This window comes from Chlamydia pneumoniae TW-183 (assembly GCF_000007205.1).
Classification (GTDB): domain Bacteria; phylum Chlamydiota; class Chlamydiia; order Chlamydiales; family Chlamydiaceae; genus Chlamydia; species Chlamydia pneumoniae.
Window position 1 is genome coordinate 820,365 of record NC_005043.1, and the last position, 23,484, is coordinate 843,848.

Below are 23,484 nucleotides of genomic sequence, written 5' to 3' on the forward strand. Positions count from 1 at the left end.
CAGTTGGCGTTTTCTAGAAAAGATTCTAAATCAACTACACTTATGTTCTATGAGATAGGAACTCACAAACAACAGAAATGTTGATAGGTAGAGGCAATTGAGCCTCGATTTGATCTTGCTCAGGAGATACAAGTAATTCCCCTTTAAAGCCTGTCTTATCTAAAGAAATGTAAGAAGGCAGAGAACTTTCGTCTTTGCTTTCTAGGGCATCTTTTACAGACTGAAGTCGTTTAGATTTTTCTTTTAGAGAAATCTGCATTCCAGGACGTAAAAAGAAAGAGCGTCTATCGACTCTTCGCCCATTAACTAAGATATGTCCGTGAGCAACAAGCTGCTGAGCAGCAAAAATTGTTTTTGCAAAGCCCATACGGTATACCATGTTATCAAGACGACACTCAAATCTTTCAAGGAACATTTGAGCAACATTTCCCTGCTTATGTATAACTTCTTTGAAAGCCTTAACCAGCTGCTTTTCCATAATCATGCCGTAGCAAGCTTTAAGCTTCTGTTTCTCTTCCAGTTGGAGCCCATAGTCAGACTTTTTCTTTCTCTGCATACCATGTTGACCTGGAGGATGAGGCTTCTTTAACAAAGGATTTCGGCTTCTGCCAAAGATGTTCGCACCAAAACGCCTTGCCACTCTATTTTTAGGGCCACAATATCGAGCCATGTATTTCAGTCCTTATATTTAATCCTTGGAAATCATCTATGCCCCTTGATTTTCATCCTGGGGCAATTTTGGCACTATTTTACAAAGCTCAAGGTGCGGAGTAAAATAAAAATAAAACGCACACTCATAACTTGACAAAATACCAAAGAGCATTTTAGTTCTAATGGCAATTTTCTACAATGCAATTATTTCCAAGATTATGTTAGAGTATTTATCATGGAAAAAAAATATTATGCACTAGCCTATTATTATATTACTCGTGTGGATAATCCACATGAAGAAATCGCTTTACACAAAAAGTTCTTAGAAGACCTCGATGTCTCTTGTCGTATTTACATTTCAGAGCAGGGTATCAATGGACAATTCAGTGGTTATGAGCCCCATGCTGAGCTCTATATGCAATGGCTTAAAGAGCGTCCTAATTTTTCTAAGATTAAGTTTAAAATCCATCATATTAAGGAAAATATCTTTCCTAGGATCACAGTAAAGTATCGAAAAGAACTTGCTGCCTTAGGATGTGAGGTAGATCTTTCCAAACAGGCAAAGCACATTTCTCCTCAAGAATGGCACGAAAAACTCCAAGAAAATCGTTGCCTTATTCTAGATGTCCGAAATAACTATGAGTGGAAAATTGGTCACTTTGATAATGCGACTCTACCTGATATTCAAACTTTCAGAGAGTTTCCAGAGTATGCTGAGAAGCTTGCTCAAGAATGTGATCCCGAAACCACTCCCGTTATGATGTACTGTACGGGGGGAATTCGTTGTGAGCTTTACTCTCCAGTTTTATTAGAAAAAGGCTTTAAAGAAGTCTATCAACTTGATGGTGGTGTCATTGCTTATGGACAACAAGTAGGCACCGGCAAGTGGTTAGGAAAGCTCTTTGTTTTTGATGATCGCCTAGCTATTCCCATTGATGAGAGTGACCCTGATGTGGCCCCTATAGCAGAATGTTGTCATTGTCAAACTCCTAGTGACGCTTATTACAATTGTGCGAACACAGATTGCAATGCTCTATTTCTTTGCTGTGATGAATGTATTCATCAACATCAAGGATGTTGTGGTGAAGAGTGCTCTCAAAGCCCTAGAGTTCGTAAATTTGATAGTTCACGAGGAAATAAGCCTTTTCGACGTGCTCATTTGTGTGAGATCAGCGAAAACAGTGAATCAGCAAGTTGTTGTTTGATTTAATACCTATTCTGGTTTCTTCATCTGGGAGTTGTAAAACTTAGAAAAGTGAAGAAACCAGAACACATGTCTCTTAAAAAAAATTACTTAGAGTTGACCATATAATACGTCTCATCGCTTTCCAGGGCATTCTCTAAATGATTTTTAATTTTCTGTGACAAAATATTTGTTACTACGTTTTGTCGGTAATTTCCATGTACAATGATATCAGCATATTTCCGAGTCGGCTCTATAAATTTCTCATGCATAGGCTTTACCATAGAAAGATAACGAGACATGATGCAGTCCACGCTATCTCCTTGTTCTTGAACATCTCGAACCATACGGCGTAGTATCCTTTCATCAGCATCGGTGTCTACAAAGATCCTAATATCCATAAGATCTCTAAGTTCTTGATTTTCAAAGACCAGAATACCTTCAACAAGAATAACTTTAGATGGATAGATCGTTTCTATCTCCGTTTTAGATCGATTACCTAAAACAAAATCAAAAACTGGGGCTTGGACAATCTCATTATTTTTTAGACGTTTTATGTCTGAAATTAATAAGTCATTATCAAAGGCGTCCGGATGATCCCAAATTAAATTGGCACGTTCTTCAGGAGTATAATGAGATCTATCTTTGTAATAATTATCTTGGCAGATAACACTCACATCCTCACCGAAAATTTCTTTAATGTTTTGGGTTAGGGTGGTTTTCCCAGCTCCAGAACCTCCTGTAATTCCAATAATCATCATAAGCATCATCAACATAAATTTTTCTCCTTAGTACTTCTCTTGTAATCAGCACACAACAAAATGCGGGTCCTTTGAGAATTTATTGATTTAAAAGGAGACAAAAGAAAAAGCTTCGTGATCAGAAATTGAAATCTTTAGATATAGTCATTTTCTGATCACGAAGTTTAGGATAGAATTCTATCCAAAAAAATATTTCATCCCCCAATAAACAAGGGATGTTATACAAAACCCCAATTCACGTATAGATAGATTTAAAAAAGCAAAAACACTGTCAGAATGCCTTATAAGAACGATTTACGGTATCTTAGATGTTTCCTAAAGGAGTACAAGACTCCTTATGCATGAGGAAACACTAGAGTATAAATCACTCTTTTTTTCCCTTCTTTCTGAACAAGTTGTATCGGATGCAAGTCGATACCTTGTTCTTGTAGTATGGATGTAAATCTCTCTACATTCTTGGGTAGTCCCAAACATACAACACTGACATCAGGAAATTTTTTCAAAGATGTTTTCAGGTGATTTGCTTGTAGAACAGCCCAGGCATCTTGGGCCTCAGAATCGTTATCTCTAACACTAGAGACAACTGTGGGAACACACCAAGACAATAACCACGCTCTCCATCCTGGCACTAATTTTTGGTCGAGAATGATGACTCTGCTTCTCACTGTTTTGGTTAGAGCAGCTAAAACACGTCGGATTTCCCTATAACTTTGTACGGCAACAAAATAACATTTCGGGCTCGAAGACTGGTGGATTTTTAAATAGTAACCTAGCTGCCGTCTTAATATGATACCCAACAACAGGCGATAGACGTGTTCTCTCCATATCCATAATGTCCAGATAGAGACAGCGAGCACAAACCAACCGATATAGAAAAAACTTGTTTCAGGAGACAAGCCTAAGTTACTTCCCAAAACTCGGATCACTCCTGCAGCGACTAACACTCCAAAGAAATCTAAAAAGTTATTGGCAGCCAAAATTTGCCCTCTCTTATGTTCCGGGCTTGCATATTGTACATAAGCATGGAGAGGCACTTGATACACCCCACCAAGAAATCCCAGTGCGAGTAAAAAAAACAACACGAATAGTATCGAACAAGCAAAGGCATACAGCCCCATAAATACGAGAGCTAGGCCGATAGCGGCCAAAGGGACGTATCCTATTTTGATATCTTTTCCTGAGATTTTCCCGGTGATGTACGACCCCGTGCCTACACCTAACGCCACTATAGGAAACAAGTAAGCGCCATAATGCTTAGGATATTTTAAAGTAAATTCTACAAAAGGGATGATCTCTAGCTGAGTATAAGCACCTATCAATAAGAAGAAAGATCCCAAAAAAATCGATACAGTCAAATAATGAATCATCCGGGTATCTTTCAAAACTTTCCATAAATCTTTGAAACTCACCAAGGTGATTTTCTGTTTCACATTTTTCACATTGCTAGGTCGGATACAGAAGGAAATAAGAGTACTGATAATAGAAACAATAACACACATTAAGGTAGGCCAGACATAGCTATTTACACCTAAACGATGAGTTACATCGACAAGAAGAGGAGCAAGGCAAGAACCTAAAATACTTCCTGTATAGGTGGCTGCTGTCATAATCCCGTTGGCTTGGGAGAGCTGTTCTGAGGGTAGCATTTCGGGAAGAATCCCGAGCTTTGCTGGCCCAAAGATTGTGGTGTGACATGCCATTAAAATTAAGACTACATACCCCCCAACTACAGATTGGATAAAGAAAAAGTACGTTCCGAGAATTGTACATAAAATCTCTATAAATCTGGTTGCTAAGATAATATTCCGTTTCTGAAAGCGATCTGCTAAACTTCCAGCTAGCGGAGCTAGTAAAAGAAAGGGAAGGGCAAAAAAGAAACTTACACAGGAGAGAATCTTTGCATTCTCTGTTAGAGTTTTGCCTTCCAATAGGAAAAACGCTAAAAGAAATTTATATAAATTATCGTTTATAATCGTCAGGAAATGTGTAGTTACTAGTGCCCTAAACGATTTTTTTTTAACCGAAACAGTCATGAATGCCACCAAACATTGTCGAGCAAGCTTCAGTAACTCGCCCCGTCACCTCCTAGCTCAGCTTGCGGAGGATATTACGTCCACACATCAAAAACCTTTTACCAAAAGGTGGATTCTTGTTGCAAATGCTACTACAGGGCACTGGATAAAAAACCAACTTGTACATGTCTTGTCAGACCACATCTTTATGGGATCAACTATTTTCACTGCTTCGGATTCCATTGTCAAACACTTATTCTTGGGTTCGGGTTGCTCGCAGCCCAATATTCCGGACTACCTTACCCTTCCCTTGTTAATAAATAATATTTTAGAAGAAATCTCGAAGGCTTCCAAATTTGAAAATGGAAGGGAGTTTTTATCTCCACCCACATACGAAACAACAAAAAAACTTGCTGCTGCGTTTAAGCAGTTCCATACGTTTTCACAACGCCCGACCAAAAACGCCTCCCATTACCAAGAATTATTTCAAATCTTGGAAAGCCATTTTTCTTCTTATGAAGAGATGTTCACCACTATTTTAAATAATCGAACGCAAGAGGAGGACTGCTCCCTTCATATTTTTGGTTATGCTCATCTTCCCAAACATCTTGCGGAATTTTTTATTAATTTAAGTACGTATTTCCCTGTATATTTCTATTGTTTTTCTCCCTGTCGAGAATATTTTGGTGATTTACTTTCCGATAGAGCTATTGATTTCTTTTGGAATCAACTTCCCGACTCCCCAATAAAAAATGCCTGGGAACACTATGTATTATCAGACAGGCAAGCACTTCTTGCAAACTTAGCTCATAAATCTCAGTCGTCGCAAAATTTTTTCCTAGATAGGGAAATAGACTATCAAGAGATGTTTCTCCCTTCAAAACACGATAGTTCTTTAGGGGTAATACAGAACTCTATTTTAGACCTCAAGCCCACGTCTCCTCAAGATTTCTCTCAAACAAAGCAGACCATTTGTATTTATAGAGCTCTAAATATTCCCAGAGAAGTCCAGGAGGTATTTTGTAAAGTTACAGAACTTCTGCATCGCGGAGTGTCACCTGAGGAGATTTTTATTCTCTCTTCTCACATAGAGAGCTACAAGGTACATCTAAACGCTATTTTCAATCCTCATGTGCCTATATACTTTACTGATGAAGTAGATCCACGGGCTGAAGATCTCAGAAATAAAATCCTCCTACTTTCTTCTATTTTACAAACACAAGGGGATTTACATTACATTCTTCAACTCCTTACGCACCCACAACTACAACAACCTATAGATCAAAACAAGGTTCCCTATCTGATTAAAAAGCTTTCCTCAGAATGGGGAAAAATTTCTTCAAAAGACCGAGCTTCGGGTCAACAAATGAAAGCTCTAGGTGATCTGATATTAGAAGAATACCCATTCCATCAAGAGGGTGGGCGTGTGAGCCAAGTAGAAGTTTGGGAAACAACAGTACCTTTAATTTATTTCATTCAAGAGCGTATCAACCTTTATCTTTCCAGCTCCCAACATAGCTATGAAGATCTATTTCAAAACGTGTTTTCTTGTTTAGAAAAGATTTTTGTTTTATCTCCCGAAGAGACCTCTTTCATTACAACGTTAAGGAACTCTCTTTTCCCAACCTTTGCTACATCTTCCTGTTCTCTTCTTTTTTTCACTGATTTCTGTTTAGACTTTTTGCTTCATTTCCATAAACCCAGTCCCCTGTATGACAAGCCAGGACCTTACATAGGTAGTTTGAGTAGCCTCAGCTTAATTCCTAAAGGCTATGTCTTTATTTTAGGAGCTAATAAAACAACATCGTCTGACATTTTTGATCTTTTAAATAGGACAACAACACATGAAGAGCTTGCATTTTCTTCTACAGAAGACGAGGAAAATTTCCACTTCCTACAAATTTTAGTCTCTACAAAACATGAACTTCATATTAGTTATATATCATCGGCAGCGCAATTCAACCTTCCTAGTCCCTTTCTAAACCATATTAAAGAAACCTTAGACCTGCCTGTAGAAACGTTACCTACACAACCCTACCTCTCTGCTTTCTTCAAGAATAAAGCTTGTTTACACACCTCTCAAGAATACAACTACTCTCTTGCTCATGCTTTCTATTCTAAAAAAGCTCTCCTCCCTTCCTTGTTTATTCCAACTGTAAAGCAGGTAAATCTTCCTCAACATCTCTCTCTCAATGAAATTATCAAAGGAATCTTTTCTCCTTTAGACCTCTTTTTAAAAACCAATTACAATCTCAGAATTTCCTACCCAGAACACCTTAAAAAACAACAGAAACTCTTTCCAACAAAACATCAAATCGAAGACTTTTGGAATGAATGTTTTGTAGACAAAGAGCATGACCTGATCCCTAGTATCTCTCCTCATGCTGAAGAGCTTTTTACTTACTATAGGGAAAAGACAATCCTATTGCGTAATGGATTGGACAAAGATCCGAAACATTCACCTTATACAGTCACATTCTCTTCCTCAATTTTCGAAGAGAGACCCTATCATGAAAGTTACCTTTTCCCGCCTCTTTCTTTATCTTTCCAAGGAAATCCGGTCCAAATCCATGGAACAATTCATGGGGTATGCAATGAGGGACTTTATTTATGTTCTATAGATCCTAGAGATTCCCTAAAAAAAACAACCAGAACCCTAGGGAGTCTCCCAGAAACCTCTTCTGAACAAAAACAGCTCTTAGAAAGATATGTAGCGTTGGCGGTGTTACAAATGTCTCAGCACCTCTCTTCAGATTCGGCTTTAATAAAGCTTACATCGTTCAATACTAAAGAAAACCACCATCCTCCTTTTTCGGATCCTGAAGGTTATCTCCGTAAAGTTTTAGAAGTCTATCACCTGATGTCTTCGCAACCCATTCCCCTACTTTCTCCATTATGTTGGAAAACCTTAGACGATGAAGAAAAATTTCATCAGGCAGTACTTTCTGCTATAAGTGAAGAAGCTAAAAATCCTTCTCTTCCTATTTTCTGGCAGTTTCACAATCGTAATATCGAGGAGATCTTAAATCACGTGGGTGCATCCGAACGTTTGAAAATTTTATCTCTTTTCAGAGGTCCCTGTGAAGCCGTTTAATATTTTTGACTCAAACTCTTCGATTCAGGGAAAATTTTTCCTAGAAGCCTCTGCAGGCACAGGAAAAACATTTACTATAGAACAGATCGTGTTGCGAGCCTTGATTGAAGGCTCGCTAACACATGTAGAACATGCCTTAGCAATTACATTTACGAATGCTTCTACCAATGAGCTTAAGGTTCGCATCAAAGACAATCTTGCTCAAACTTTAAGAGAATTAAAAGCGGTTCTAAACTCTCAGCCGGCTTCTTTACCCACATATTTAGATATCAATTGCAATGTAAAGCAGATTTACATGCAAGTTCGCAATGCTCTTGCTACTCTAGATCAGATGTCTTTGTTTACGATTCATGGCTTTTGCAACTTTGTTCTAGAACAATATTTTCCTAAGACCCGTCTTATTCACAAAAACCCTGCTCTGACCCACTCTCAATTAGTTCTTCATCACATCACTAACTATTTAAAACAAGACCTCTGGAAAAATGTACTTTTTCAAGAACAGTTTCATCTATTAGCAGTTCGCTACAATGTAACCTCGAAGCATACATCTTCTCTGGTGGATAAGCTACTTGCCAGCTATACCCAACCAATCTCCTCCTACTTTTCCTCACGTGTTGAAAGACTTGAGCAAATTTCTCTTTGGCATCAACAAATATACAACTCTCTTTTAGAAATTCCAAAACAGGTTTTTCTAGATCAGCTAACTGCCCACATCTCAGGATTTAAAAAGCAGCCCTTTTCCATTCTTGATGATCTCCATCATTTTGTGGATCTCCTTTACACTTCGGAGACCCATAGCTCTTTATTTTCATTCTTTAAAATTGCAGAAACATTCAACTTCAAACACCGTCTTGCACGTTACAAGCCTTGTGCTGCCTTTACTGTTTTAGAAAACATGTCTTGGGTAGAGCGTACTTTAGAGTTTTGTAACTTGGATCGAATCTTCAATACTTTGTTAGTCGATCTCCAAGAGTATCTTAAACAAAATTATACCCCTTGGCTCTCTCCCGATGAAAGCGTCTTTGCCCTCGAGAAACTACTCTCTTCATCTGAAGCTCAACCTGTAGTTCAAGCTCTTAGAGAGCAATACCAGCTCGTATTAATTGATGAATTTCAAGATACAGACAAGCAACAATGGAGCATCTTTTCGAATCTCTTTATTTCTCCGAAATTTACAGGATCGTTATTTCTTATCGGAGACCCCAAGCAATCTATTTATGAATGGAGAAGTGCGGATCTTCCTACCTATCTTACAGCCAAATCTTCGTTTTCAGAAGACAAGCAACTACAGCTTGTCAATAATTACCGCTCTACACCCAAACTCATGGAAGCCATCAACCAAATATTCGGGAAAATCTCTCCATTTTTAGAGATCCCTGGCTACCTACCTATAGAATACCATGCGCTAAATCCTCAGAGTAGTGAGACATTTGAAAATCCCCCCCACGCTCCTATTCATTTCTTCTTTTATGAAACTATTAAAGACCAGGCATTATGGATATTCTCAGAAGCGCTAAGACTACAAAAAGAACAAAAGATTCCCCTAGGGAATATGGTTGTCCTGGTCTCAGACTCAAATCAAGCTTTTGAGTTAATTTCCTATGCGACTATTCCTGTTTCCTTTTCTAAAAACAAATCTATATTTCATCTTACAGAAACTCACATACTGACTACAGCTCTACTAGAAGCCATTCTTCACCCGGAGAATTATGAAAAAATCAGCAAGATATTGTTCTCATCTCTTTTTGGACTTTCTTTAGACGAAGTCACAACAAAAAAAGAAGACTTTACGATTTATTTCCAATCACTACATAGCTACATCTCACATCATGGACTTCTGGCTACATTTTACCGAGTGATGACTACGCAAGGAAACGTATTGTTCTCATCTCCTAGAGGGGATCTTATTTTTCAGGAAATGGAGAAACTTTGTGGTTACCTAGATACAATTTCTTCTTATCCCTACCACCAACTTCTTCACCTGAAAAACTTTTCTGAAACAGGACGGTGGGAAGAAGAACTCGCTATATCTTCTTATTCTGAGGACTTGGAAACTTTAAAAATCACTACCATTCACTCTTCTAAAGGTCTCGAATACGATATAGTCTTTTGTCCAGGAATTGAGAAAAGTAAAAAAAATAAAAGCTCTTCAGAATTACTAAGAGAAATGTACGTTGCTTGCACGAGAGCAAAAAAACAGCTGTACCTACCTATAAGCACGCAACCGCCTTCTCTTCAGAGAAGCTCCGCATTAACAAATTACGTGAAATTAGAAGGTACGCAGAGTTCGGCTTATGACTTAGCTATCCACCTACATCAAGAACATCCTGATTTATTTTCGTATTCGCTACCTAAGGACCATGGACATGCTACCACAGTGTTGAATCTGCCACTTTTAGAGACGTTCGCTCTAAAAGTGACACCCCCGAAAACTATTTTTTCCTTCTCATCTACAAAATTCCTATTGGACACTCACAAAGACTCGCAATCGATCCCATATTCCAAACTCCCGATTTCAAAACAACAGCTTCCTCTGGGAGAAAAAACAGGAATTCTTATACACAAAATTTTAGAATCTATTCAATTTTCTCTATTACAAGACACTGAGTACTTGATGTCTACGATCATGCGTTTCATAAAACACACTCATCTTGAAGGATTCGAGGAAACGATTCTTAAACTACTTAGTAAGACGTTTTTTTCTCCTTTAACATTTTCATCGCAGACATTTTCTCTATCTCAAGTTCTACCGAATAAGATATTTCGAGAGACTTCTTTTTTATTTTTAGAGAACCAAGAGCTGTGGCAAGGGGTGATTGATCTTTTTTTTGAGCATGAAGGAAAGTACTACATTATTGACTGGAAAACATCGTTTTTAGGAGAGACAAACTCCGATTACTCAAAAAGCAACCTATCTATCTACATAAAACAAGAAAAATTAGATTACCAAGGCAGGATCTACGTCAAAGCTGTCAGGAAGTTTTTAAATCAATTTGAAATTGATGATGATGTAGAGCTTGGAGTTATCTTTATCCGTGGCATAGACACCCAAGGAAATGGGTTTTTCGCTTTAAATAGCAGCGAAGACATTCCTAACTTCAATCCCAAAGCAATCCAAAAATGTCAGGCCTATCATTAGGATTAAATTCTAGGGGAGGTAAAATAAAGAGCTGATCCAGCTCCATAAGCTTTTCTTCCAAAGACTGAGCTTCTATCTTGAAAGTACAGGCTCCATCACGAGGAGCTTTTACCTTGGTGACTCTAGCCACCAACAGTCCTGGGGGAAATACCCCATCTAATCCTGTTGTCACTAAGATATCTCCAGGTAGCAGAGTTTTTCCCTCGCTAAAGTAGAATCCTTCTCCCTCTAAACATAAAGACCCTTCTTTCCATAAAGCCCCACCCACTCCAGAAAGTATTCCTCTTAGGAGAGCTTGGTTTTCTCCTTCTCCCTGTATTAAAGAATCTAACTCTTGTAGCTGAGAGATTTTTTCATACTTATCCTTTTCAAGGATATAGGCGTGTGAAATCTGCTCTACTTGTCTGATTAGTTCTCTAAGACTGTGTTTTATCCACCAAGACTGAATATCACCGCGCATAGCAACTACAGAGGGCTTCATTCCTACATCTGTGATTAATCGTATACGGGATTGGTGTTCTCCAACATAATCGACAAGTCCTACTAGAACATTTCCAGAAAGCACCGGAGAATTTTTCTTGATTCCATGAGTTTTTCCTACATTCACCCAACAAGAACTAGACCAATGTGTGTAATCTCGATAGACAACCTTTCCCTCTACCAACTTATGAAAATAGGGAGTTAAGATCTCTGGAAATAAAGGAGGAGTGTGATTAGAGACCTCATAAAGTTTGAGTTTCTCTTCTAAAGAAGCCACCCTCTCCTTAAGAACGAGGTTCTCTAATTCTAAATTAGCAAGATGAGAAGAAGGAGCTTGTTTAATTTTAGGGAAAAATTTGACGTGTAGAGAGACAAAACTGCTTCTGATCTTATCATAGACCTCTTGAGGGATGCTTCGAAAAGAGAGAATCCCTAAAGCAATAATAATATAGACGCAGATTTTTGTTTTTTTATTGCGTAGGCTATAGCTCATAAGCTTGAATAAAACTTTGCACTACATGATCTATATTTTTTTCCGTAATTCCATTTAAATTCATTCTTCCTCCCGCTGTTGTATAAACAGCGTGTTGTTCTCTTAAAAAGAGCACCTGTTTATCGGAAAACCCAGGGTATGCAAAGAATCCATGTTGGGACAATAAAAAGTCAAATGTATGACCGGCAACCTTACGCAAAGCTTGAACAAATCTTGTTCTCATTTTACCCAAAGACTCTCTTATAAAATTGAGTTCTGATTGCCATTCTTCTTTCAAATATGGATTACTCAAAATTGTAGAAACAATTTCTACACCCCAACGTTGTGGTGAAGAGTATTCCCCTCGAATTTTTTCTTCTAAGAAACTGTGAATTTTAACCAACTCATCAGTAAAAGTACTGTGAACAGCAAAATATCCTACACGCTCACCATAAAGAGCAAAGTTTTTGCTTGATGAAGCAGCGACAAGAACCGTATTTCCCTCTGATATAAAAATTTCTATAGGTTTTCTATCCAACTCTATGCCGTGAGCAAAACCTTGGTATGCGGTATCAAAAAATGGAATTAACTCTCTTTCTTTCATTAAGATGGCGAGTTCTTTCCACATATCTTCAGTAAAATCTACACCTGTAGGGTTGTGACAACAACCATGCAATAAGATAACGGAATTCTTTTCTACTTCCTTCAAAAATGCGATCAGGGGTTCAAATAACAGCTGTTTTTGTTCTTTGCTATAATAAGGATATCGGATTACCTCAAGACCCTCTTGAGAGAAAATGCGTATATGATTGCTCCAAGTCTGCTCGGGAACATAAACCTTACCAGATCCTTTTGCCACGGAAAGAAGCCGGGCTCCCAAGTGTAGCGCTCCTGTACCTCCTAAAGACTGAAACCCGACTATAGCACTCGGATCTACAGCACCAAAAACCAGCTCACGCATCTCATCTAAAAATATTTGCAACCCTGAAATAGGAAGATAACTCTTATTTTGTTCTTCTTCCAAAATGACAGTTTGTGCCTTACGTATACAAGACAAGCCGCCGTAACGCTTTTGCGGATGCTCATAAACACCAATCACAAGGTTAACCTTTTCGGGACGCTTATCTGCAAAGAAAACGTTCTGCAAACCTAAAATAGCATCCGGAGAAAATGTTGGTATGTGATTAAAAAAACTCATATATGACTACACCTAATTATAACAAAGATTGATTCTAAACCCTGGAACATGATACTTTTTTGTATCTTTTGGGGTATTAGCTCAGTTGGTAGAGCGCAACAATGGCATTGTTGAGGTCAGCGGTTCGACCCCGCTATGCTCCATGTTCTTCCCAAATGGATTGTATCCGAGAAATCTTATACTCCTTTCCTTGCAGTATTACCACGTCATTCAACTTCTTCCCTAACATGTTCTGCGCAAGCTTGGATTGTAAAGAAAGTATACAACTATCTGGATCGGCATCCCAAGGTCCTAAAATTGTATACTCCACAACCTCTCCAGCATCCCCTTTTAAAGTAACTTTACAGCCAACACCAACTTTATCTGTAAAGACAAGGTCTTTTGTAAGAATTCTCGCCCGATTAATTTCTTCCGATAGCACGCGAATTTCTTCTTGTAAGCGAGCTCTCTTCTCTAAAGCAAACTTGTACTCAGAATTTTCCCGCAAATCCCCTAAAGAACGAGCATCTTCAATTTCCTTAGCATTATCAACCATCTCCTTGCCAACAAGAGATTGTAGCTTGGCTTTCATTCTTGAAAAACTCTCAGAAGTCGACCATAAAACATTTTCTTCTTCTACATTAGACTTGTGCTTTTTTAGCGTTGGCTGAACAACTTCAGCAAGGCTTTGTAAAACGTTCAAATCAGAAGAAGAAAACTGCGGGCATTTGGTGGATAGTAATAGTAATTCTTTTAAAAAGGGAAGGGATGCGCCTTCTATCATCTGACGCACAGCGAGATACCTTTGCCCCACCAAGTAGTGGTGTAACTTTTTTCCCAGTTCTTTATGAGGTGTAGAGGCTACTTGATACATAAAATTCAAAGCTGACTCTAAGAACAATCTTAAGACTTCCTTGTCTTCAGGATCAAAGAGACCATCTTCATGGTTCCCAAGCTTCAAGAAAAACCAAACAAACAGCTCAGGGAACATCATTGGTTGATGGGCACTATCTAGAAGTCTTTTCTTTAAAACCTCTACGCTTGATGGATCGTTTTTAATGGTTTTATATACAAAATCCCTCATGGTTGGAGAGGTGGTATAAAGAAGAATTTGCATAAAAACTTGTTGCCAGAAGGAAGAGTACTTTCTTACCAAAGACAAAAAGGACTTTTGCAAAGCAACAATAGGCATGTTTTCCAAAAGACGACTGGTATCATCTTCTGATAAGGATGTTATATACTCTTTGTCTATGCTCGCATCCTTAATTCCCAAATACTCAGAAAGAAGCAGTTCTCTCTGCAAAATTAAAGACTTATTACCTTCCTCAACATCAAGATCTTGCAAAGCTTTAACTAGACTCTTGCGAATCTCTATATTTTTCAATTCACTATGCAAATCTCTAATAAAATGATAGATCAGAGAGATCTTTTCTGCGCTATTGAGACTCAATCCCAACTTACGCTCCAACTGTCCCATATGAGAACACCCTGCATCAGATAAAACATAGGGCTCTTTAGGATTGTCTGGGGATATAATTCTAGTTCCCTTTTTAATCTTAGTCTTAGCTGATTGCCACCACCGATTCCAATCTGCCTCAGGAATCACAAGATCAACTAACTCGTCTTTGATTTCCTTTGCGGTCTTTGGTCCAAGATCTCTAAGGAGAATCTCAACAACTTCAATAGGGTTTTCCTTAGCAAAAGCCTCAAACCCATCGGGATCTCCAAACCGTCGTGAAAGGAAGTGATCGCCGCTCAAAGGAGTTAAACTTTTAAATGCCGTCTCGAAAGAAATATCCTTGGCACTCATAATTCCTTCAAACTCTATCAACACCTTCTGCTGAAGAAACGAGACCCCCATAACCTCGCCAACACCCCAACCCCCTTGATGGAAGACAAAGTTTCCCTTATGCATATGCATCAAAAAATCAAAACGGCTGAGGCTAAACTGAAAATCACGACCATCACGAAGCCCAACAACACGCAAAGCCTCGTTAAAGTTTTCTTCTCCACTGTACTTTTTATTCACATATTCAGTGGCTATATCAAAAAACATCTGGCTGTTAGATGTTTGCAAATCTAAAATTAATTGAAGAACTCGATCTTTATCCTTTCCCTCGGGTATTTTTTCCCAAAGAGGAACGACGGTATCCACAATCTTTCCAAATAAAGATGCTAAAGAGGAAGACTTTACTTTTTCTAGGATCTCAACAAGCTCCCGCCCCCGCACTACATCGTTAAAACAATACTCCTCCCAAAGGCTTAAAAAGTTCGCAGATTGGCCTTCTTCTATTAAGACTTGCAACTTTTCTAAATAGTCCACGATGTCTCCAGTTTTTAACCTAAAAATATACTCTTACGTATGAAAAAGAGCAATATCACAATACAAAATAATCAAACTTATTTTATAATAAACTAAAATGATGGTGATTGTTATGAATAGTAAATCTGCGCAAAAAATAATAGATTCTATAAAACAAATCCTAACTATTTATAATATAGACTTCGATCCCTCCTTTGGATCCTCGTTATCTTCAGATTCTGATGCAGATTACGAATATCTAATCACAAAAACTCAAGAAAAAATCCAAGAGCTAGACAAAAGAGCTCAAGAGATTCTAACACAGACAGGAATGTCCAAAGAACAGATGGAAGTCTTTGCAAATAATCCAGATAACTTCTCTCCAGAAGAGTGGCTGGCCTTAGAAAAAGTCCGTTCTTCTTGCGATGAGTATCGAAAAGAGACAGAAAATTTAATCAACGAAATTACCCTAGATTTACATCCCACAAAAGAATCAAAACGCCCAAAACAAAAATTGTCATCTACCAAAAAAAATAAGAAAAAAAACTGGATTCCTCTATAAAATCACTTATAATCCCGATTGAATGAAACACCCAAGGACAGAGTCCAAGGGACTTCCCTTTTAAATTTTTATGAAAATTACAGTCAATCGGGGTTTAGATTTATCCTTACAAGGGTCTCCCAAAGAATCTGGTTTCTATAACAAAATCGATCCAGAATTCGTATCTATAGACTTAAGGCCATTCCAACCTTTATCTCTTAAACTTAAGGTAGAGCAAGGAGATGCGGTCTGTTCAGGAGCTCCTATAGCAGAATACAAGCACTTTCCTAACACCTACATTACCTCTCACGTTTCAGGAGTAGTTACCGCTATACGACGTGGAAATAAACGTTCTCTTTTAGATGTCATCATTAAGAAAACTCCTGGTCCTACATCTACAGAATATACGTATGATCTCCAAACTCTCTCACGTTCAGATCTTTCCGAAATCTTTAAGGAAAATGGGCTCTTTGCATTAATCAAACAACGTCCTTTTGATATTCCCGCAATTCCAACACAAACTCCGAGAGATGTTTTCATCAATTTAGCTGACAATCGTCCTTTTACTCCAAGCCCAGAAAAACATCTGGCTCTCTTTTCCTCTAGAGAAGAAGGATTTTATGTATTTGTGGTAGGAGTTCGAGCTATAGCTAAACTTTTTGGACTCCGTCCTCATATAGTTTTCAGAGATCGTTTAACTCTACCTACGCAAGAACTAAAGACAATTGCTCACCTTCATACCGTTTCGGGACCATTCCCCTCTGGATCTCCATCGATACATATTCACAGCGTAGCCCCTATTACCAATGAGAAAGAAGTGGTATTCACACTGTCATTTCAAGATGTCCTTACTATTGGCCATCTTTTCTTAAAGGGAAGAATTCTGCACGAGCAAGTCACAGCACTTGCTGGTACTGCACTAAAAAGTTCTCTAAGACGCTATGTGATTACTACAAAAGGAGCTAGCTTCTCTAGTTTAATCAATCTTAATGACATCTCGGATAACGATACATTAATTAGCGGAGATCCCTTAACAGGAAGGCTATGCAAAAAGGAAGAGGAACCCTTTTTAGGATTTCGAGACCATTCAATTTCAGTCTTACACAACCCAACAAAACGGGAGTTGTTTAGCTTTTTAAGAATTGGGTTTAACAAACCGACATTTACAAAAACCTATCTCTCAGGATTTTTCAAGAAAAAGCGTACCTATACGAATCCAGATACTAACCTCCACGGAGAAACTCGGCCGATTATTGATACTGACATCTATGATAAAGTTATGCCGATGAGAATTCCTGTAGTTCCTCTGATTAAAGCTGTAATTACTAAAAATTTTGATTTAGCTAATGAACTAGGGTTTTTAGAGGTTTGTGGTGAAGATTTCGCCTTACCCACTCTTATAGATCCATCTAAAACAGAAATGCTTACCATAGTCAAGGAATCCTTAATAGAGTACGCCAAGGAATCAGGGATCCTAACTCCCCATCAAGATTGATTTTTTGTTCTTCAAAGAACTTAAAATTCAAATCCCTGATGCAGTAATTCCAAAATAAAAGGAGCGGAGTAACTAATAATCATATCTGCGCCAGCTCTCTTGATTGCTATCAAAGACTCATGAAATAGTGTTTCTTTATCTAACCAACCTTGTTGAAAGGCTGATAAGATCATAGCGTATTCCCCACTGACCTGATACGCAGCTAGAGGCAAACAGGTATTTTGTCGAATCCGATAGATCACATCAAGATAGAGTCCTGCAGGCTTCACCATTAAGATATCTGCTCCCTCCTCCTCGTCTAAAGAAGATTCAAGCAATGCCTCTAATACGTTTTTAGGGTTCATCTGATACTGTTTTTTATCTCCTGAAGTTACGTGAGAACTCAGCGCATCACGAAAAGGAGAATACAAACAAGAAGCGTACTTTACACTATAAGACATTATAGAGGTCTTTGAGTAGCCAGACTGGTCTAACTTAGAGCGAATGTAGCCAATCCTTCCATCCATCATATCACTCGGAGCTACGATATCCGCTCCCATTTCAGCATGTAAAGTTGCAATATTTCCAAAAATTCTAACACTTTCATCATTAAGGACCTCTCCATTAAGGAAAATCCCATCATGACCGTGTGTCGTATAAGGATCTAAAGCTATATCACTAATCAGACATAGGTGAGGAAATGCGTTTTTTATTTCATGAATGCTATGACATAAGATGTTTTTAGGATTTGAGGAGTAAGAACCGTAAGCATCTTTAAGATCATCAGGAATAATGGGAAACAGCATTACAGCTCGTAACCCGTAGGTACACAAACGCTCTATTTCCTTTAATAGCAAATCCAAACTCCATCGGAACACTCCAGGAAGACTCGGGATCTCTTCCTTTATGTTATTTCCATACTTCACAAAGAATGGTGCTATGAGATCTTTTGGGCTTAAGTGAGTTTCGGCCAACAAATCTCTTATAGCTGCTGTCTTTCGGTTTCTTCTAGGACGTCTACTTAGTGTTAAAGAACTCATTTCTCAGATCCTTTCAACAGTTTCCACAGGTCCTAAATATATATTGTTATATTTATACATAATATTCTCTTCTTCTTTAGGGGGTGTGGAAACTGTTTAAAACTTTGTTTTTCGAGGGAAGTTTATGTGGTTTTGTTGTTCAAAACTTTGTTAAAACATTGTTCATTTTGTTGATAAGTGAGGATTTTGCATGTTTATAAACACAAGATCAACCCTTTTTCTACATCAATTTTTCAAAGAAAAATAGGATGAGGGAATTTTTGTTAGTTGTGTAGAAACTGTGATCTTTTGGCTTTGATTTGGATAAAAAATTTCTGTTTTCTCTCTGTTTTTTGTATGCAATAGGTTGTAGAATTACAAAAATTTCTCTTGTGATTTCGGAGGTTTGAGGTGAAATTTTTTCACCGATACTTGGTTACAAAAACCATAAGCTAAAGTATGCTTGGGGTCATAAGCGACGTTATACGTCGTACTCCCCTGTAGGGATGAGGCGCGCCAATCGTCGAAGCAGGAATCCACTTAAGCAAGTTTATATTATCCGAGTATATTAGTAGTTTTCGGGAAGATGTCCGTTCAGTTTTGAGGTTTTCATGTTGGGCAAAGAAGAAGAGTTTACGTGTAAACAAAAGCAGTGTTTGTCACATTTTGTTACCAATCTGACGTCCGATGTATTTGCTTTAAAAAATCTTCCAGAAGTCGTTAAGGGAGCTTTATTTTCTAAATACTCCCGTTCAGTTTTAGGTTTGCGAGCACTTTTGTTAAAAGAATTTCTATCTAATGAAGAGGATGGAGATGTTTGTGACGAAGCCTATGACTTCGAAACCGATGTACAGAAAGCTGCGGACTTTTACCAAAGGGTTCTTGATAATTTTGGGGATGATTCTGTAGGAGAGCTTGGCGGAGCCCACCTGGCTATGGAAAATGTCTCTATTTTGGCTGCTAAAGTTTTAGAGGATGCTCGAATTGGCGGATCCCCGCTAGAAAAGTCCACAAGATACGTCTATTTCGATCAAAAGGTACGGGGGGAGTATTTATATTACCGAGACCCTATTTTGATGACTTCGGCCTTTAAAGACATGTTTTTGGGTACTTGTGATTTTTTATTCGATACCTATTCTGCTTTAATCCCTCAAGTTCGTGCCTATTTTGAAAAACTGTATCCTAAAGATTCTAAAACACCCGCATCTGCCTATGCCACATCATTACGAGCTAAAGTTTTAGATTGTATACGGGGACTTCTTCCTGCGGCAACTTTGACAAATCTAGGATTTTTCGGTAACGGTAGGTTTTGGCAAAATCTGATTCACAAGTTACAAGGTCATAACCTTGCAGAGTTGCGACGTTTAGGAGATGAATCCCTAACAGAGCTTATGAAAGTTATTCCTTCATTTGTAAGTAGAGCCGAGCCTCATCATCACCATCATCAAGCTATGATGCAATATCGAAGAGCTTTAAAAGAGCAGCTCAAGGGACTTGCTGAACAAGCAACATTTAGTGAGGAGATGTCTTCTTCACCGAGTGTTCAGTTGGTATACGGAGACCCTGATGGCATTTATAAAGTAGCTGCTGGATTTCTTTTTCCTTATTCAAATCGTTCTCTTACAGATCTCATAGACTATTGTAAAAAAATGCCTCATGAAGATCTTGTACAGATTTTAGAGAGCAGTGTTTCTGCAAGAGAAAACCGCCGGCATAAGTCTCCTCGTGGTTTAGAATGCGTAGAATTTGGCTTTGATATACTTGCTGATTTCGGTGCATACCGCGATTTGCAACGACATCGGACGCTGACTCAAGAACGACAGTTACTCTCTACACATCATGGATACAATTTTCCTGTGGAGCTTCTAGATACTCCTATGGAAAAATCTTATCGAGAAGCTATGGAGAGGGCGAATGAAACCTATAATGAGATTGTTCAGGAGTTCCCTGAGGAAGCTCAGTATATGGTTCCCATGGCTTACAATATACGTTGGTTTTTCCATGTAAATGCTCGGGCTTTGCAATGGATTTGTGAGTTACGCTCACAGCCTCAAGGTCATCAAAATTACCGCACTATAGCTACAGGTTTAGTGCGAGAGGTTGTCAAGTTCAATCCTATGTACGAATTATTTTTCAAATTTGTAGATTATTCTGACATAGATTTAGGACGGTTAAATCAGGAAATGCGAAAAGAACCAACGACCTAAGTCTCTAGATCTGTAATTTTAGATATTGTAAAAACATAATCTTTGCATTTACAGGAACATTCTCTACTGGTATTTTTATTCTTTTTTCATGAAGAGATCATAAAATGAAAGATCTTATATATAATAACTTGGTTAGGTTTAAAAACATTTCTAAAACCAAGGAAGGGATTTTTGTGAACTTCAAGGTAAAGGGTGTCAAAGGAGGAGCCTCATTTACAGCTTCTATAGCTGTAGATATAGACTCTGCGGATTTATCTTCCGAGGATTCTATGGAGGTTATTATAGAAAAATGTGCTCAGATTGGCGTTGCTGAATTCCAAAAATGCGAATTCCAATTTGAGGGTATTACCTGTTTGTAGAAATCTAGTTTCCTGGGTGTAGCGCAGCCTGGTAGCGCACTTGCATGGGGTGCAAGGGGGCGGAGGTTCAAATCCTCTCATCCAGATCTCTCTCGGGGATGAAGATTTTATCTTCATCCCTTTTTTATAAGAAATTTTGTTAGTAAAGATAGAAGCCAAGGTGGCTGTAAGTTTAAAATAGCACCTTAGAATATCCTTGAAGATTTAAAAAGATCCTAAACTCGAGATAATCGTTTCGAATTCAGAACTATTCTTTAATCCACCAGCACTGAGACGATCCAAGAGCTCTAAGCAATTGTTTTGAGATCTTGCTAATAGCTCTAGAGCGGCCTTTTCTCCAAATAGTAAAGCATAATTTAGCCCAATTTGTTGGGAGTCTTTTTGTAAATCTGAAAAATCATCTTTTATTTGAAAAAGTAAGCCAAAATTATTTGAGAAACTTGTAATTATAGGTGCAAATTGTGGGTCTCCGCCACCAAATAACCAACCAGAAATACATGCAATCTCAAATAGAGAACCCGTTTTTTTGATCATAATAGATTGTACGTGTTCTTGACCTCGGTTAGAAAAGAACATATCATCATACTGCCCTCCTAATACCCCAGAACATCCAATATTTTTGTCTGTAATATCTCCGATAATGTTGTAAGCGATATCTATTTCTCTAGGATCACAGCCCTGTTCTTTTAACTTCTTTGCGTTTAAGCGAAGGTGGGAGTAAGCAGCAGGAATTAGGGCGTAAGATGCGAGTAAGGCGGTTGCTTCATCGAAAGCTTTATGTACCGTCGGGCGTCCCCTACGCTCATCGTCGTTGTCCATGCAAGGAAGATCGTCCGCAATTAGGGTGGAAGTGTGGACAAACTCTACAGCTAAAGCTGAGTCCATAACGTCATGATTTAAGCCCAAACCTTGAGCCATCATGCAGACTAAACCAGGTCTTAAACGCTTTCCACCGCCCTGTAAAGCGTATTCTACAGGAGAGCGAATCGGGTGACCTATAGGACCAAATCCTTCCAAAGCCTTTTCTATAGCACTTTCTATAGAAGGTCGATACGTATCTAAAGCATGTAACACAAGAGTCCCCTATTTTTAAATGACTTGACCAGGACGAATTCTAGTATGAGGGAGAATATGTTGGCCTGGATTGATGACAACATTGCATCCTATAGCAACCCCTTTTCCTAAAAAGGCACCAAGTTTACGACGCCCTGTATCGATTTTTTTTGATTTATCTGAGGTAGAACGAACATAGATGTTCCTTCCATCTAGACGGAAATTAGCACAACGTACTCCAGCACCTAGATTGACTTCTGAACTTAACACAGAATCTCCGAGGTAAGCAAAGTGAGCGGCTTTCGTATGATGACCTAAATAGCTATTCTTGATTTCAGTACAGTGACCCACAACACAGCGACTGCCTGTGATGACATTGCCTCGCAGATAGGCCCCATGACGAACTTCTGTTTGTGAGCCAAGAATGCATGGTCCTACAATGTAAGCCCCAGACTCTACGTAGGCATCTTCAGCAATCTCAATCTTTTCTATATTTTTTAAAGTTACACCAGACTCTACAGTACCATGAATCCCAGAAAACACGTGGTTTTCCAGCATCTGATCCATTAAATCAAGAATATCCCAGGTATAGTGAGCTTTGGAGATTATCTCAGGATAGAGAAAGTCCTCAGGAGAAAATATAGACGAGGCTAGATAAGTCATATAGCATACTCAAGCTATTTGCCTCAGTATTTTCATACTCTGAAGATTTACTTACAAGATATAAAGAACTTACTTTACTCTTCGTTTGGATGCGCTGTATTGTCATGATTCTGGAGAGGAATACTGTCATCATCTGAAAATAGATAGCCTACACCACGAATCGTTACAATTTTAGATCCGTAGGGACCTAATTTTTTTCTTAAAGAAGCAATATGGACATCCACGTTGCGAGCAATGATTTCTTTAGTATTTCCTTTAATCTCTGCTAAAAGATTCTTTCGGAGACATAGGTGTCCACGGTTGATAAGGAGTTTTTTAAGAATACCTGCTTCAGAAGGGGTAAGGTATACGCTTCCTTCTGGAGATTCTATCACGAGATTCAAGACTCGGAATGTATGATCTCCAAAAGTCATTGTATCTGGAATGCTATGCTCTAGAACTTCGTGTTGGCGTAGGAAAGCTCTGATCACGGCATCTAATACTTTCGCTGTAATAGGACGGAGAAGATACCCTGTTGCTCCTTGATTTAACACCTTTGTGATCGCCTCTTCTTGAAATGTATCGAATAGAACAATTAAATCTTCTTCTGGAAAGATCCCAGGAGAGAAAATTTGCTCAGGTAGCAATAGGTATTCACAAAATATAGCAACAGATTCAAAAGATGTCGGAAACACCGGAGATACGAGTATTTGGTAATCAGATCTTTGTGATGCCAAGTCTTTTAATTGCGAAGATAAACTGAGATCCTCAGTAACAAACAATATGATTTTATCACCGATCATATGAAAACAAAATAGATTATATGAATGAATACGTAATATAAAATCAGTTATTTTTCAAAGGTCACTTACACTTTTTTACTTTTTTCTTTTTTGAAAAATAGTTTTGCATAAACAC

Annotated in this window: 17 protein-coding genes and 2 tRNA genes; 9 read left to right on the plus strand and 10 right to left on the minus strand. The window is 38.3% G+C overall.

Annotated features, from left to right (window positions below; all coding sequences use genetic code 11):
- Positions 1-40: 40 nt before the first annotated feature.
- Positions 41-670: a 30S ribosomal protein S4 gene (gene rpsD, locus CPB_RS03780; protein ID WP_010883371.1), complete on the minus strand. Its 630-nt coding sequence runs from the start codon at positions 668-670 to the stop codon at positions 41-43.
- 216 nt (positions 671-886) lie between these two features.
- Between rpsD and CPB_RS03785 the strand changes: the two genes are divergently transcribed.
- Positions 887-1,861 (plus strand): rhodanese-related sulfurtransferase, encoded by a 975-nt coding sequence (locus CPB_RS03785; protein WP_010883372.1) that lies wholly within the window; start codon positions 887-889, stop codon positions 1,859-1,861.
- Positions 1,862-1,941: 80 nt separating this feature from the next.
- Here CPB_RS03785 and udk read toward each other — a convergent pair whose 3' ends face one another.
- Both udk and CPB_RS03795 read right to left on the minus strand, forming a co-directional pair.
- Positions 1,942-2,610, minus strand: coding sequence for a uridine kinase (gene udk / locus CPB_RS03790; protein WP_010883373.1), 669 nt, complete (start codon positions 2,608-2,610; stop codon positions 1,942-1,944).
- A 320-nt stretch (positions 2,611-2,930) separates the two neighbouring features.
- Positions 2,931-4,628 carry an MFS transporter gene (locus CPB_RS03795; protein WP_010883374.1) on the minus strand — a complete coding sequence of 566 codons (1,698 nt, stop codon included), beginning with the start codon at positions 4,626-4,628 and terminating at the stop codon, positions 2,931-2,933.
- Here CPB_RS03795 and CPB_RS03800 point away from each other — a divergent pair.
- Together CPB_RS03800 and recB are read left to right on the plus strand one after the other, a co-directional pair.
- A complete protein-coding gene (locus CPB_RS03800) occupies positions 4,627-7,701 on the plus strand; it encodes an exodeoxyribonuclease V subunit gamma (protein WP_010883375.1) in 3,075 nt (1,024 codons plus the stop codon). The two genes, CPB_RS03795 and CPB_RS03800, sit on opposite strands and share 2 nt — an antisense overlap.
- A complete protein-coding gene (gene recB / locus CPB_RS03805) occupies positions 7,688-10,840 on the plus strand; it encodes an exodeoxyribonuclease V subunit beta (protein WP_010895365.1) in 3,153 nt (1,050 codons plus the stop codon). The genes CPB_RS03800 and recB overlap by 14 nt, the downstream gene beginning before the upstream one ends.
- Here the strand turns inward: recB and CPB_RS03810 are convergent.
- Together CPB_RS03810 and CPB_RS03815 are read right to left on the minus strand one after the other, a co-directional pair.
- Positions 10,800-11,813, minus strand: a complete 1,014-nt coding sequence (locus tag CPB_RS03810) for a rod shape-determining protein MreC (RefSeq protein ID WP_010883377.1) — start codon at positions 11,811-11,813, stop codon at positions 10,800-10,802. The two genes, recB and CPB_RS03810, sit on opposite strands and share 41 nt — an antisense overlap.
- Positions 11,803-12,990, minus strand: coding sequence for an amino acid aminotransferase (locus CPB_RS03815; RefSeq protein WP_010883378.1), 1,188 nt, complete (start codon positions 12,988-12,990; stop codon positions 11,803-11,805). Before CPB_RS03815 ends, CPB_RS03810 begins: the two co-directional genes overlap by 11 nt.
- A gap of 70 nt (positions 12,991-13,060) precedes the next feature.
- Here CPB_RS03815 and CPB_RS03820 point away from each other — a divergent pair.
- Positions 13,061-13,133 (plus strand) — tRNA-Ala (locus CPB_RS03820).
- On the opposite strand, the gene greA is transcribed toward CPB_RS03820, so the two are convergent.
- Positions 13,124-15,292 (minus strand): transcription elongation factor GreA, encoded by a 2,169-nt coding sequence (gene greA, locus CPB_RS05615; RefSeq protein WP_010883379.1) that lies wholly within the window; start codon positions 15,290-15,292, stop codon positions 13,124-13,126. The two genes, CPB_RS03820 and greA, sit on opposite strands and share 10 nt — an antisense overlap.
- Positions 15,293-15,404: 112 nt before the next feature.
- Here greA and CPB_RS03830 point away from each other — a divergent pair, with 112 nt between their 5' ends.
- Positions 15,405-15,833 carry a hypothetical protein gene (locus tag CPB_RS03830; RefSeq protein WP_010883380.1) on the plus strand — a complete coding sequence of 143 codons (429 nt, stop codon included), beginning with the start codon at positions 15,405-15,407 and terminating at the stop codon, positions 15,831-15,833.
- A gap of 70 nt (positions 15,834-15,903) precedes the next feature.
- Positions 15,904-17,307, plus strand: a complete 1,404-nt coding sequence (locus tag CPB_RS03835; RefSeq protein WP_010883381.1) for a Na(+)-translocating NADH-quinone reductase subunit A — start codon at positions 15,904-15,906, stop codon at positions 17,305-17,307.
- A 20-nt stretch (positions 17,308-17,327) separates the two neighbouring features.
- On the opposite strand, the gene hemB is transcribed toward CPB_RS03835, so the two are convergent.
- On the minus strand, positions 17,328-18,326 hold the full coding sequence (gene hemB, locus CPB_RS03840) for a porphobilinogen synthase (RefSeq protein ID WP_010883382.1): 999 nt from the start codon (positions 18,324-18,326) through the stop codon (positions 17,328-17,330).
- 590 nt (positions 18,327-18,916) lie between these two features.
- Here hemB and CPB_RS03850 point away from each other — a divergent pair.
- The 3 genes from CPB_RS03850 (at position 18,917) to CPB_RS03860 (ending at position 20,957) form a co-directional block, all read left to right on the plus strand.
- On the plus strand, positions 18,917-20,512 hold the full coding sequence (locus tag CPB_RS03850) for an FAD-dependent thymidylate synthase (RefSeq protein ID WP_010883384.1): 1,596 nt from the start codon (positions 18,917-18,919) through the stop codon (positions 20,510-20,512).
- A 104-nt stretch (positions 20,513-20,616) separates the two neighbouring features.
- Positions 20,617-20,871 (plus strand): hypothetical protein, encoded by a 255-nt coding sequence (locus tag CPB_RS03855; RefSeq protein WP_011126217.1) that lies wholly within the window; start codon positions 20,617-20,619, stop codon positions 20,869-20,871.
- A 12-nt stretch (positions 20,872-20,883) separates the two neighbouring features.
- Positions 20,884-20,957, plus strand: a tRNA-Pro gene (locus CPB_RS03860).
- A gap of 118 nt (positions 20,958-21,075) precedes the next feature.
- Here the strand turns inward: CPB_RS03860 and CPB_RS03865 are convergent.
- From CPB_RS03865 to CPB_RS03875, 3 genes are all read right to left on the minus strand, one after another.
- Positions 21,076-21,945: a polyprenyl synthetase family protein gene (locus CPB_RS03865; protein ID WP_010883385.1), complete on the minus strand. Its 870-nt coding sequence runs from the start codon at positions 21,943-21,945 to the stop codon at positions 21,076-21,078.
- A gap of 15 nt (positions 21,946-21,960) precedes the next feature.
- Entirely contained in the window at positions 21,961-22,587 is a 627-nt protein-coding gene (locus CPB_RS03870) for a UDP-GlcNAc pyrophosphorylase (protein WP_010883386.1), read from the minus strand.
- Positions 22,588-22,661: 74 nt separating this feature from the next.
- On the minus strand, positions 22,662-23,369 hold the full coding sequence (locus CPB_RS03875; protein WP_010883387.1) for a winged helix-turn-helix transcriptional regulator: 708 nt from the start codon (positions 23,367-23,369) through the stop codon (positions 22,662-22,664).
- Positions 23,370-23,484 lie beyond the last annotated feature (115 nt).

Excerpts from the sequence above, each read along its gene's own strand:
- CPB_RS03870 (WP_010883386.1), bottom strand. The coding sequence starts at position 22,587 with ATGACTTATCTAGCCTCGTCTATATTTTCTCCTGAGGACTTTCTCTAT.
- CPB_RS03835 (WP_010883381.1), top strand. The coding sequence starts at position 15,904 with ATGAAAATTACAGTCAATCGGGGTTTAGATTTATCCTTACAAGGGTCT.
- CPB_RS03785 (WP_010883372.1), top strand. The coding sequence starts at position 887 with ATGGAAAAAAAATATTATGCACTAGCCTATTATTATATTACTCGTGTG.
- CPB_RS03810 (WP_010883377.1), bottom strand. The coding sequence starts at position 11,813 with ATGAGCTATAGCCTACGCAATAAAAAAACAAAAATCTGCGTCTATATT.
- CPB_RS03850 (WP_010883384.1), top strand. The coding sequence starts at position 18,917 with ATGTTGGGCAAAGAAGAAGAGTTTACGTGTAAACAAAAGCAGTGTTTG.
- hemB (WP_010883382.1), bottom strand. The coding sequence starts at position 18,326 with ATGAGTTCTTTAACACTAAGTAGACGTCCTAGAAGAAACCGAAAGACA.
- CPB_RS03800 (WP_010883375.1), top strand. The coding sequence starts at position 4,627 with ATGAATGCCACCAAACATTGTCGAGCAAGCTTCAGTAACTCGCCCCGT.
- CPB_RS03795 (WP_010883374.1), bottom strand. The coding sequence starts at position 4,628 with ATGACTGTTTCGGTTAAAAAAAAATCGTTTAGGGCACTAGTAACTACA.
- CPB_RS03855 (WP_011126217.1), top strand. The coding sequence starts at position 20,617 with ATGAAAGATCTTATATATAATAACTTGGTTAGGTTTAAAAACATTTCT.
- rpsD (WP_010883371.1), bottom strand. The coding sequence starts at position 670 with ATGGCTCGATATTGTGGCCCTAAAAATAGAGTGGCAAGGCGTTTTGGT.
- CPB_RS03830 (WP_010883380.1), top strand. The coding sequence starts at position 15,405 with ATGAATAGTAAATCTGCGCAAAAAATAATAGATTCTATAAAACAAATC.
- udk (WP_010883373.1), bottom strand. The coding sequence starts at position 2,610 with ATGTTGATGATGCTTATGATGATTATTGGAATTACAGGAGGTTCTGGA.
- CPB_RS03815 (WP_010883378.1), bottom strand. The coding sequence starts at position 12,990 with ATGAGTTTTTTTAATCACATACCAACATTTTCTCCGGATGCTATTTTA.
- CPB_RS03875 (WP_010883387.1), bottom strand. The coding sequence starts at position 23,369 with ATGATCGGTGATAAAATCATATTGTTTGTTACTGAGGATCTCAGTTTA.